11 protein-coding genes are annotated in these 12,138 nt (G+C 37.8%); 4 read left to right on the top strand and 7 right to left on the bottom strand.

The window, feature by feature from the left end:
- Positions 1-53: 53 nt before the first annotated feature.
- A complete protein-coding gene (gene guaA / locus O0V13_RS04420; protein ID WP_073570495.1) occupies positions 54-1,583 on the bottom strand; it encodes a glutamine-hydrolyzing GMP synthase in 1,530 nt (509 codons plus the stop codon).
- Between the two features lie 253 nt (positions 1,584-1,836).
- Between guaA and O0V13_RS04425 the strand changes: the two genes are divergently transcribed.
- On the top strand, positions 1,837-3,549 hold the full coding sequence (locus O0V13_RS04425) for a M28 family peptidase (protein WP_268033783.1): 1,713 nt from the start codon (positions 1,837-1,839) through the stop codon (positions 3,547-3,549).
- 118 nt (positions 3,550-3,667) lie between these two features.
- A complete protein-coding gene (locus O0V13_RS04430) occupies positions 3,668-4,069 on the top strand; it encodes a DUF4174 domain-containing protein (RefSeq protein ID WP_268033784.1) in 402 nt (133 codons plus the stop codon).
- A gap of 4 nt (positions 4,070-4,073) precedes the next feature.
- Here O0V13_RS04430 and O0V13_RS04435 read toward each other — a convergent pair whose 3' ends face one another.
- Positions 4,074-4,970, bottom strand: a complete 897-nt coding sequence (locus tag O0V13_RS04435) for a phosphotriesterase family protein (protein ID WP_268033785.1) — start codon at positions 4,968-4,970, stop codon at positions 4,074-4,076.
- Between the two features lie 336 nt (positions 4,971-5,306).
- Between O0V13_RS04435 and O0V13_RS04440 the strand changes: the two genes are divergently transcribed.
- Entirely contained in the window at positions 5,307-5,891 is a 585-nt protein-coding gene (locus O0V13_RS04440; protein ID WP_268033786.1) for a hypothetical protein, read from the top strand.
- A gap of 3 nt (positions 5,892-5,894) precedes the next feature.
- On the opposite strand, the gene O0V13_RS04445 is transcribed toward O0V13_RS04440, so the two are convergent.
- From O0V13_RS04445 to O0V13_RS04460, 4 genes are all read right to left on the bottom strand, one after another.
- Entirely contained in the window at positions 5,895-7,076 is a 1,182-nt protein-coding gene (locus tag O0V13_RS04445) for a hypothetical protein (protein ID WP_268033787.1), read from the bottom strand.
- A gap of 8 nt (positions 7,077-7,084) precedes the next feature.
- Entirely contained in the window at positions 7,085-8,221 is a 1,137-nt protein-coding gene (locus tag O0V13_RS04450) for a hypothetical protein (protein WP_268033788.1), read from the bottom strand.
- Positions 8,222-8,345: 124 nt separating this feature from the next.
- Positions 8,346-9,050: a GTP cyclohydrolase I FolE gene (gene folE, locus O0V13_RS04455; protein ID WP_073570501.1), complete on the bottom strand. Its 705-nt coding sequence runs from the start codon at positions 9,048-9,050 to the stop codon at positions 8,346-8,348.
- Positions 9,010-9,420: a 6-pyruvoyl trahydropterin synthase family protein gene (locus tag O0V13_RS04460; protein WP_268033789.1), complete on the bottom strand. Its 411-nt coding sequence runs from the start codon at positions 9,418-9,420 to the stop codon at positions 9,010-9,012. The genes folE and O0V13_RS04460 overlap by 41 nt, the downstream gene beginning before the upstream one ends.
- A gap of 300 nt (positions 9,421-9,720) precedes the next feature.
- On the opposite strand from O0V13_RS04460, the gene O0V13_RS04465 reads away from it, so the two are divergent.
- Positions 9,721-10,401 (top strand): murein L,D-transpeptidase catalytic domain family protein, encoded by a 681-nt coding sequence (locus tag O0V13_RS04465; protein WP_268033790.1) that lies wholly within the window; start codon positions 9,721-9,723, stop codon positions 10,399-10,401.
- Here the strand turns inward: O0V13_RS04465 and O0V13_RS04470 are convergent.
- The gene (locus O0V13_RS04470; RefSeq protein WP_268033791.1) at positions 10,398-12,053 is read right to left on the bottom strand and encodes a L,D-transpeptidase family protein; all 1,656 of its coding nucleotides are present in this window, start codon (positions 12,051-12,053) and stop codon (positions 10,398-10,400) included. The genes O0V13_RS04465 and O0V13_RS04470 overlap by 4 nt on opposite strands.
- Between the last annotated feature and the right edge of the window lie 85 nt (positions 12,054-12,138).

Below are 12,138 nucleotides of genomic sequence, written 5' to 3' on the forward strand. Positions count from 1 at the left end.
AGATTTCTCTTTGGGCCCAATTTCAAATTTTGAATAACAAATTGTAAATCCAATTATTCCCATTCAATCGTTGCAGGTGGCTTGGAAGAAATATCATATACTACTCTGTTAACACCTTTTACACGGTTGATGATTTCGTTGGAGATTTTCCCAAGAAACTCATACGGCAGGTGGATCCAGTCAGCAGTCATTCCATCTACAGATCCAACAGCTCTCAAAGCGACAACTTTTTCATAAGTTCTTTCATCTCCCATCACACCTACAGATTGGATAGGAAGAAGCATTGCTCCTGCCTGCCATACTTGGTCATATAAACCATGGTCTTTCAATCCCTTGATGAAAATATAATCTACCTCTTGCAAAGTTTTAACTTTCTCAGCAGTGATATCTCCCAAAATTCGGATACCCAATCCAGGTCCAGGGAAAGGATGTCTTCCGATAATCGTTTCTACGATTTCTAAAGCTCTACCCACTTCCCTTACCTCGTCTTTGAACAAGGTATTCAATGGCTCCACAACAGAGAGCTTCATGAAATCAGGCAACCCACCTACGTTATGGTGAGATTTGATAGTTGCAGAAGGACCTTTTACAGAAACAGATTCAATCACATCAGGATAGATAGTTCCTTGTCCTAGCCATTTTACCCCTTCAATTTTATGAGCTTCGTCGTCAAAAACTTCGATAAAAACTCGTCCGATTGCTTTTCTTTTAGCTTCAGGATCAGTCAATCCTTCTAGCGCTTTATAAAATCTGTCCTTGGCATCCACACCAATCACATTCAATCCCATGTGCTTGTAGGAATCCAAAACTTCTTCGAATTCATTTTTTCGCAACAAACCATTGTCAACGAAAACGCAAGTCAACTGATCTCCAATCGCTCTGTGGATCAAAGTAGCTGCTACAGAGGAATCAACACCTCCAGAAAGTCCCATCACTACTTTATCAGCACCGATTTTCTCTTTCAAATCAGCTACGGTGGAATCGATGAATACATCAGAAGTCCAATCCTGAGAACATCCACAAATTCCAACTACGAAGTTTCTCAACAAATTCTTCCCTTCCGTAGAGTGAGTTACTTCTGGGTGGAATTGAATTCCATATGTCTTTTCACCTTCAACTTTGAATGCTGCCACTTCAACTGAAGAAGTACTTGCAATAATTTCAAAGCCAGCTGGCAATTTTTTGATGGTATCACCATGAGACATCCAAACTTGGGAACCATGAGTCATCTCTTTTAACAAGTCATGATGCAAGTCAATATGATCCAAGTTCGCTCTTCCGTATTCACGGATGGTGGAAGGAAGAACCTCTCCCCCATATTTATGAGCTAATAATTGAGACCCGTAGCATACCCCAAGAAGAGGTAGCTTTCCGCGCAATGCATCCAGATCCAAGTCAGGAGCATCCGCTTCGCGGACACTACAAGGAGATCCTGAAAGGATTACACCTTTGATGTCGTCGGTAATCTCTGGAACCTTATTATAAGGATGAATTTCACAGTAAACATTCAGCTCTCTAACTCGTCGGGCGATAAGTTGTGTATACTGAGAGCCAAAATCTAGGATGAGGATTTGTTCTGCCATGCGCAAAGGTAAGCAGGCTAGACAAATTGACGAAGTGTTCTGCTAAATTTTACAGAATAATGTTTGGTTCTAAGAAATTGAAAGATTAGAAAATTGAAAAATTGGAAAATTCACCAGTTTTTGAAATCATGCTTTGGACATTGAACCAGATAGCTTGAACCAAGTGGGGCCCAAAGTTAATTTTTCAAACGGCTTCCATTTTCAAAGAAGTTATAGGTATTTAGAGCTCCCAAAACAAAAACCAGGCTTTGCCATGTATCATAGATTCGTTCCTCTATTCGCATTCATTTTTATTTCTCAAGTAGTTCTGGCCCAAAAAGCCCCCATTTTAAAGGAAGTGGATCCCTATTTCAAAATGATCAGACAGGAGTTCAAAGGAGATTTGGCTTATGAAACAGTTGCTTTTGTAGAGCAATATTGGAGAATTGCAGGAAATACGGGATTCAATAATTCAGTGGATTGGATTACAGAACATTTGGATGAAGACGGATATGTTTTGGAAGAAAATGCAGGTGTAGAAAGCAAACTAACCTATCGAATCGAAAAAAGAGAAATGAACCGCCCTACTTGGGAGCCTGTTTCTGCCAGCTTGAAAATCGTAGGGGACAATACGGATTTACTCAATTCAGTGAGTAATCGAAACATGATCTACACCTATTCTAGCTCTACGCCAAAAAGTGGTGTTCTGGCGGAAATCGTTTATATCCCAAACAAAGAAGCTTTAGAAACCAAAGATCTGAAGGGAAAGATCCTTTTTTCTGATAGCCTGAGCTATCGAATCCTCCAGCCAGCTATCAAAGAAAAAGGTGCTTTGGGAGCATTGACTTATGACATGCCTTCTTACTTACAGCCTGAGAAAAACACCACTTCCATTCAATTTCGAGGCTTGAGATATGAAGCAGATTCTCCCGCATGGGCATTGGCACTATCCTTTCAGGCAAAAGAGAAATTGAAAGCAGCTTTGGACAAAGGGAAAGTAGAAGTTCAAGTCGCTATTGAAACCAAGATTTACGAATCAGAGGAATTGACTGTCGTAGCAAATGTTTTGGGTTCGGAAAAACCTTTGGAAAGCCTAGTCTTTTCTGCCCATATCCAGGAGCCTGGTGCCAATGACAATGCAACTGGAGTGGGAACCCAATTGGAGATGGCCAAAATCACTGCTCAATTGACTCAGGAAAACAAATTGAATTTGGATAGAACATTGACATTCCTTTGGGGAGATGAAATCATATCTACCAGAAGATATATTCAGGAAGAAGAAAAAAGAGAACCAGAAATCCTTTGGGGCATCTCTTTGGACATGGTAGGAGAAAAAACCGATGTAACTGGTGGTACTTTCTTAATTGAAAAGATGCCGGATCCTAGTACCATTTGGACCAGAGGAAAGGATCAGCATTCCGAATGGGGTGGCCGTCCTCTGAAAAAAGAAGATATGAAACCTCATTACTTCAATGATTTCATTTTAAATGTTTTTGAAGCTCAAGGAAGCTATGCCAATTGGACTGTTAAAACCAATCCTTTTGAAGGTGGGTCAGATCATACCCCATTTCTTCAAGCAGATATTCCGGGATTATTACTTTGGCATTTTACGGACCAGTTTTACCACACGGATCAGGACCGCTTGGACAAAGTATCTCAGGAGACCATGAAAAATGTAGGAACAGCTGCCTTGGCAAGTGCTTATACTTTATTGAATGGGGATAAAAAAACATCAAAGCTGATGGCTAAAACTATCTTGGAAGATGCAAAACAGCGATTGGAAACTGAATACCAATTAAGCCTGAAGGAAATCAAAAGTGGAAGTTCCAAGGAGGAGGAAATGGATATTATAAATACTTGGAACGATTGGTATCAAAAAGCCTTAATGTCCATTTCAGACCTTTCTCCTGAATCCAATCAATCAAAGTCCGAATCCAAATTGAATAAAATTTCATCTAGCCTTACCAAAAAATTGGGAAGCCAATAAATCCAGCAATGGATCCCACCTTTTTGTGGATAAAATCAATCTTTTTTAAACCAAATCTCTTTGGGTTAGTTAGGTTGATATGGTCAATCTCAGACTTTTCTTTATCGCTTTTTTATACATGATCATTTCCCCAAGTAATGCTCAGAGTCTTTCTTCACATCGATGGAAGGATAGAGTCTTAGTGATTTATTCAACTGATTCTTCCAACTCTACCCTCCTCAATCAAATTAAAGAACTGAAAAAAGATGAGAAAGGATTACATGATCGCAAAATAGTAATCTATCAATCCATCAAGGGAAAGGTCAAACAAGGGATGACGGAAAATGGCAATTTGGAAGTCATCGAATTTGAAGGACTAAAAAGAAGGAAACCCTCCTCCGAATTTGAAATTCATTTAATCGGATTGGACGGTGGAGTTAAGCTTACTAAAATAGAATTATTGACGAATAAGGAACTCTTTGGCACCATTGATCAAATGCCTATGAGGATATCAGAAATGAAGCGAAGAAAAGACAATTGAAATTTTAATTTGGATTCGTTTCCCCAATTCCAAATGCCTTTTTTGGGTTTTCTATTAAAAGTAAATTCCATTCTTTTTGTGTCCATCCCACCTCACTTAATGCTGGCATTAACTTTTTAAAAATGCTAGTGAAAGGTTGTAAATTTCCACCATCTGGCTTCCCTGGATCGTACCAACCAGCATCATGTGAAATCAAAATATGATCTAAAATTCCATTTTCCTTTGCAAATTGAAGCCTCTCCACATACTCATCAGTGCCCCATCCAATCCCATCTAAACTAATCCAAACACCTTTTGCGGCGGCGATTTGATAGTTCTGAAAGTTTTGTTCTGCCTGAGCATGCACCCAAACAAAGGCGGATGGCCTGACTCCCATTTCTTCCAAAATCTCAACTTCCTGACGGGCTGTATTCCAGCTTCCGGTATGTGAGACAATTTGAAGCCCTGTTTGCAGATGCGTGATTCCTGCGGCCTTCACCAATTTAGCATCTACATCTCTCAAGGGTTCTTCTTCATTGACAGAAATCTTAATAAATCCCGGTTTGATTCCTGTTCCCTCTATCCCCTTATGAAATTCTGAAATCCACCTCTTCGCCAATTCCTTTTCACTTTCTTCAAATACAAAATCCGGTAAATATTTCCCTCCCACGGCACCGTAAAATCCTGTATTGGTTACAAATTGAATCCCTGATTTCTCACTTAATTCCTTCAGCAATATGGGATCTTTTGCTAAATAAGATGGAGTACAGTCGAATATGGTCTTTACCCCAAATTGCTTCACTTCAAGCAGATATGGAAGGACTTTATCGACGACGGATTCACGATTATATCGATTCAATAAAACTGAGTCAGCTCCAATAAAATCTACCAACATATGCTCATGGATCAAAGTCAATCCCATTGAATCAATGGGAAGCTTTCTATCTACTGTGTGTATTATTCTAATTTCCTGACTAGGGCTCTGTAACAGGAAGTTGAGGAAAAAGAATAGAAATAAGCCGTAATTCAAAGTGTGTAAGGGAGTTTTCCAGTTTAATTAATTGAGTTTTTCTAACAAAAACAAGGAATCATAGATAAGCTGCAATTCACTATTGAATTTGATATAAATTTTAATTTACTGATAGTTAACCACTTAAAAAACCTCAAATAATTTAGAAATACGTTAAGAAAACTAAACCCTATTTCTTTTTATAAACTTCTTGGATTTTCTTGCTTTCATATTTTAAAACCAAAACTTATGAAAGCTAAATTCTTTTTTATTGCAGTTATTTCTTTTTTGTCAGCAGGTATTTTTGCCTTTGGACAAGAAACAGACAAACCTAAATTCTCTTTGGGGCTGGGAGGAACAGTTGATTCAAATGTAGATCTATGGGGATTCAATTTGGATGCTGAATACGATATCTCTTTAGGTAAAAGATTCTCATTTGTCCCAGGAATCTCATTTTATCATTCAGTTGGTCAAACCTTTAAATATCCAGAGGGATACCCAGATAAGAATGAAGATTATTCCAGAGGTATTTTTCTAAGTTCTCTACTAAAGTATGATTTAATCCAACACAGGTCGGGCTTCAACTTGTCTCTGGGCATGGGACCAAGCTATCAATTTGGTAAAGACTCATTTCTGCTGGATCTGAATTATACCGGTCAAGGAGACCCTAATTTGATGCGATTTACAAGAAATAGATTATTATTAAAAATAGAATTGGAAGCAGAATGGAAAACCAAGAATCCAAAAATACGAAACGGAATGGCCCTTGGATTAGTTGGCACTCCCAATTTCTTTCCATGGTATGCTTCAGCGACTTATAAGGTAAAATTTTAAAGGTTACCTTAACTCATAAAAATAGAAGGTCTGGACATCTCTTTCGATGGCGTCCGGATCTTCTCCCATCTTCGCATTTACCGAATACAAAAGTTCTTTCTTCGACTCCAATTTGATGGGCCAGTCCCCCTCCCAAAGTTTTTGATCTTTTTTGAATATTTGATAATACTTTTTGTCCTTATACTTTTTCTCCAAGGAATTAAATTCCTCTCCGCCTACGATATTTTTTGGCAATGCATCAACCTCATCTTGTGGCGCTGCACCTTCGTATTGGGTCAATAAATATCCATTGGAAAATGTAAAATCAACATATTGAGAACTTGCCAGTGCTTTAAAAAAACCATCAAAATTTCTTTCCTCAGTCATAGGCTGAATCTGTTTGTAATTATCCCCTGGATCCAGAGACAAATATTGATTTAGAGATAGACCCGGTAAATCATATATATATAGCTCAGGAGAATTTGGAAACAAAGCATACATTTTATCACCTTCGAACCTAATCAAAGGGTCCAAAGCAATATATTTCCCGGGAGTGATAGCCATTTGGCTTGATTCAGGAATAGAATCAGATGCTATCACTTCATAAGTTTCCAGATTTCTAAGAGTAATAAATGGATAGCCTACACTGAAATTTTCAGATTTGTATAAATCTTCCATACTTTCCAATTCAGCTGAAAAAGTATATAAATAATCCTTATAAACTTCCGCGGCATTACTTCCTCCAATTCTTCTGGTCACTAAACCAAAGTCTATTTTCTTCTCCTCTATCAAATTAAAATCGAGATCATAAACGAATGAAGATGGATTAGTAATAATTAAGATTTTATCATCTCCGAAATAATCAGCCGTCGTAAAATATCTCGATTTATAGCTATCCTTCCCATCTCCAGTTCTATTGGCTACTTTCAAAATTTCTCCTTTGGAACCAACCCTCAGGAGTTCATCTGTCTGAAAATCATAAAACAAATACTCTGAACCATCATCTTTTACATCAATCAGATAAGGTTGAACTAGCCGATCTATCACGAGGCTGTCAACCAGAACCAACTCTGGGATTTGATTTTCAGATGTTAATTCATCCTCTTCCTTTTGTCCGGTACAAGCAAATGCCAAAATCACCCAAGCCAGGGTTTGAGATAAGGAAAATGTGGATTTTAGGATTTGTGAAATCCTTTTAGTTTTCATAAAAACAATCATTTCAACTCATAAAAATAAAGTGTCTGAACATCTTTTTCGACTGCATTGGGGTCTTCTCCAGGTTTGTAAGATGCAAAAATCAAATCTCTAAAACTTGATAATCTTACTCCCCAATCACCTTCCCACAATAACTTCCTCCCTTTGTATACCTGATAATTATTATTGAAACGAAATTTTCTGATTATCGCCCCGCTTTCTTCACTTCCAATGTTTTCCATTGTGATTTTAGCTAGCTCATCCGTTGGAATTCCATTCTTATATGCAGCCAGCATATAGTCATTGGAGAAAACAAAATCAACATAAGGACTAGCCTTCATAATAGAGATATATGCAGTAGGATCCTTCGTTTCAGAGGGCTCAGCCTCTTTGAAATTTTCCCCCAGTGTCAAAGACCAGGAATCAATAAGTTTCAAACTTGGAATATCATACACATAAATCTCTGGTGAATACGGGTATAGCATAAATAGCTTTCCTTCATGCAATTTGACTGTCGGTTCCATAGACATATAGAATCCAGGATCCTTAGCCATTTTACTTTCCTCTGGGATTGTATCCCGGTTAATTATTACAAAATCATCCATATCACGGATGGTAATAAAAGGGTAGGCTATGCTGTAATAATCAGCTTCCATAAGGGTTTGTCTATCCATTTCCTCTACTGAAAAAGTAAACAAATAATTACCAATAGTTTCAAAAGCTTTGCTCCCACCGATTGTCCTTGTAGATAACTCAAAGTCATTTTTTTTCTTATTCTTCAAGTTAAATTCTGAATCATAGGTATAAATCCCAGAAACAGTATGAACCAAAACTTCATCATCAACTCCAAATTTGGCTGCTAAAAAATAGCCTGCATCCATGCTGTTTTTTCCATCTTTAGCCAAATCAGCTGTTATCAAAATTTCACCTGATTTGCTTATTATTAAGAATTCGGAAGTCTTCCAATCATAAAATAAAAATTCAGAATGGTCGGGTTTAACATCCAATAAATTAGGCAGTGTCAGCCGATCTATGACCAAACTATCAACAATAACCAGTTCAGGAATAGCATCAGGGTCTATTTCAGTAGAATCCTCTTTGGATTGACATGAAAAAAAAGCTAAAAAAACAATGAATAGTAAAGTGTAGTATTTCATAAAAGCTTGTTTCTTAAAACTAAAGAACTATCCAAATAAAACGTAAGAGTGCTTTCCTAAAAAATCTAAAAATAAAAAGCCAGGCATTCCTACCTGGCTTTGTCGTTGGTCTAGTATGTCCCGCTTATTTTTCGAGACTAATGTATTTCAAAAACTCATTTCGAGCTTGTTCGTCTTTTTCAAACTTTCCTGAATAGAAAGAGGTAACTGTTGAGCTATTGGTATCCTGAACACCTCTGGAGCTAACACACATATGGTAAGCATCCATGATCACCGCCACATCTTCTGTTCCCAAAGCTTCTTTCAACTCATTTCCAATTTGCATGGTTAATCTTTCCTGAACTTGAGGTCTTTTCGCAAAATACTGGACGATTCTATTGATTTTGGAAAGTCCAATCACATTTCCATTTGAGATATAAGCTACGTGAGCTCTGCCATAAATTGGCACAAAGTGATGCTCGCAATGTGAATGGAACGTAATATCCTTCTCCACTAACATCTCATTGTACTTGTACTTGTTTTCAAAAAGTTTGGCAGTAGGCTTGTTTTTAGGGTTCAATCCTGCAAACACCTCTTTCACATACATTTTTGCTACTCTGTGAGGCGTACCTTTCAAGCTGTCATCAGTCAAATCCAACCCCAAAATATTCATGATTTCTCGGAAATGCTTCTCGATCAACTCAACTTTAAGATCATCGTCCATTTCGAAAGCATCCTCTCTGAGAGGAGTTTCTAAGGAGGTTCCAACATGTTCTTCACCGATTTCCTCAAATGAAGCGCGGGAGATGTTAATTCCCATCGTATTCAACAAAGTTTCTTTCTGTTTCATAAAGTCGAATTATTAACTCGAGTTTCCGATCAATTTTTTCCCTTAGAATATTCCAAATAACCACTGCAATGTTCTCAGCGGTTGGGTTAAGATTCGTGAATTCATCGGTATCCAGGTTTAAATTTTTGTGATCAAATTTTCTTAAAACATGCTCCTTGATCAAATCGCTGAGCAGTTTCATATCATATACGTATCCTGTTTCAGGATTGATTTCCCCTTTGAGGGTTACAATCAGTTCGTAATTATGTCCATGATAATGAGGATTGTTACATTTCCCGAAAACGGTCTGGTTTTTCTCCTCAGACCAATTCGGATTGTTTAATCTATGCGCTGCATTAAAATGCTCCTTACGAAATACTTTTACTTTCATTTACCTTTCCTGAACAGCAAGTGGCTCTATTTTGTTTAATTTTTACTCATTAAAATCTAAACAAATCTTCAAGTCCTTGCTTTCCAACAGATTAATTTGATTTAAAGAGGCGCAAAACTAACCATATTTCTCGGCTGAGCCAAGAATCTGATTTTTTCACCAAGAATGGAACGAAAAGCACCCCATTCTTAGTTCCCCTAATTAGTAACCCGGAATTCTGACAAGAATCATAAACTTCTACTAATCAGAATTTTGATCAAAACAATAATTGGCTTTAACTTTGCTATTCACCCTGAGCATATGCTAAAACTACCTATTCTGTTTCTGGTCTTCAGCTTACTCACCCTATCTGAACCGGAAATTCCGACTCATACCTATACCCCATCTACAGAGAAATCTGAAGGAGTTTATGATAGACTTCTTAATCTTTCAGCAGCCTTGCCTTCCAAGCAAGTGTTTGATTTGGCAGCAAATGGTTGGGAAAAACTCCAAGGAAACATTAACAACCCTATTTTAACCATCATTGATTTCAGCTTGCCTTCTACCGAAAAGCGTATGTGGGTCATTGATATGAATGCAGCAAAAGTTTTGTTGAACACAGTAGTTTCTCATGGAAGAAATTCAGGTCAATTGATGGCCAAATCCTTTTCCAATCAGCCTGAGTCTTTTAAAAGCAGTCTGGGTTTCTATAAAACCGCTGAAACTTATTTTGGTAAACATGGCTATTCACTTCGATTAGACGGTTTAGAAAAAGGATTCAATGATCAGGCTAGAAATCGTGCCATCGTCATTCATGGCGCGGATTATGCCAAAGAGGAATTTGCAGCAGCTACAGGTAGATTAGGTAGAAGCCTAGGTTGCCCAGCCCTTCCCTCTGAGATTTCAAAAGAAGCGATCGATTATATCAAAGAAGGATCATTGCTTTTTGTATTTGGCAACGACCCTTCCTATCTGCAGGCCTCAGCTTTACTTCAGCCTTAAGCTTTCTTCATGGCTTCTAGCACTTCGGTATCTCTTTTATAAACATCAGGTCTAAAATGGGCTTTCCCATTGGAATCTGCCCAGAAGGTCAGGTATAAAAGTGTTACCGGAACTTCCCTATTTAGATTCACTACTTCTTCTCTATCCAAATGCATGGCTTCCTGAATTTTATCTGAAGTCCAGTCATCATCCTGCAATAAGGCTTGTGCGAATTGATCTGGATATTGGATTCGGATACATCCATGACTCAAGGCTCTGGTTTCCCTTTCAAATAGTCCTCTCGCAGGTGTATCGTGGATATAAATATTGTAATCATTAGGAAACATAAATTTCACTAAGCCTAATGAATTACCTTGACCTGGCTTTTGTCTAATTCTGTAATTATTCGCTTCGTTTCTGATCCAATTGATCTTTTGAGGATCCACAACTTCTCCAGAACTAGAAACGACCTCCATGTTTTTCTCTGCTAAATAATTCTTGTTTTTCTGCATTGCCGGAATGATTTCTCCTTGGGTAATGGAAGGTGGAATATTCCAATAAGGGCTGAATACGATATAGCTCATTGGAGCAGTAAATACAGGAGACTCATTGTATTCCTTCCCCACAATCACCTTGGCAGAAAGCGTCGTGTCTCCTTTGGTCAGGTAATCCAATTGGTAGTTAGCGATATTGACCAAGACCATTTCCTGATCCCAGTCCATTTCTGGCAACCACCTCATTCTCTCCATGTTGACAGAGGCTATTTCAATCAGTTTTTCAGGTGAGTCATTTAGAAAATCAGCCGTCAATTCACCAATTGCTCCATCAGGTTTCATCCCATTTTCAATTTGGTATTTTTTCAAACCATCCAGCATTACAGAATCAAACAAATTCGGATTATCTAATTTATATTCACTCAAATAACCCCAAAACTGAAGTCTCTTTCTTAAATCCGGAACAGCTGGATCTTCGTCACCCACTTTCAAAGTTTCTTCAAATCGAACCGGCTTCCAAGTCAAAGTATCTTCTTCATTGATTGCATAAAGTTCTTTCAAGACTTCTCTACCTTTTGTATACATAGCCAATTCAGGATAAAGGCTTTCCAAAAAGTCTTCAACATTCTCGCCATCTGCCACTTCTGCCAAAGCTTCCATTGGATTAAATTCCTCCTTTTTAGCCGGCAACTTCCAATAATTACCTCTTTGCTTTTCGGAAACAATCCCAAACTTCAGATCATAGACTAAATCCAAAAAGGCATCTGTCATGACCAATTCAAAATCCACCAACTCAGGAGAAGATTTAGGTTGTAGAATCTTCTTTTTATCCTGAATTTCCGTTTCTACTTTTTCAAGGAATTCATGATGATAATCGGAAGGTTTCAAACCATCATATTTTACTTCAGAGATGGCATTCAATAGATCTTCCCCCTGAGAATTGATCTTCCCATTTGTGGACCAAACCTCTTCATATCCTCGATTTTCATAAAACTCCTGAATTTCGGAAAAGTGAGTCAGCCTGATATCTTTTGATATCAAAACCTCATTTTCATTTTCCGAAATAAATCTTGATTCGATTGCTTCAGTCAAATCAGTTCTGTTCATTCTATATACCACCCAAATCCCTGCAGCTACCAGCGCAAAAACCAGAGTAAACAACAATGCTTTATTTTTCATATTCTAAAAGATTTTGCTTTTATCAACTGTCCTCTAGAATTCAAATCAAGTGCGGAATTTTGTAGAATATCAAAAAATCAGCCTC

It is taken from the genome of Algoriphagus sp. PAP.12 (assembly GCF_026652115.1).
In the GTDB taxonomy this organism is placed as follows: domain Bacteria; phylum Bacteroidota; class Bacteroidia; order Cytophagales; family Cyclobacteriaceae; genus Algoriphagus.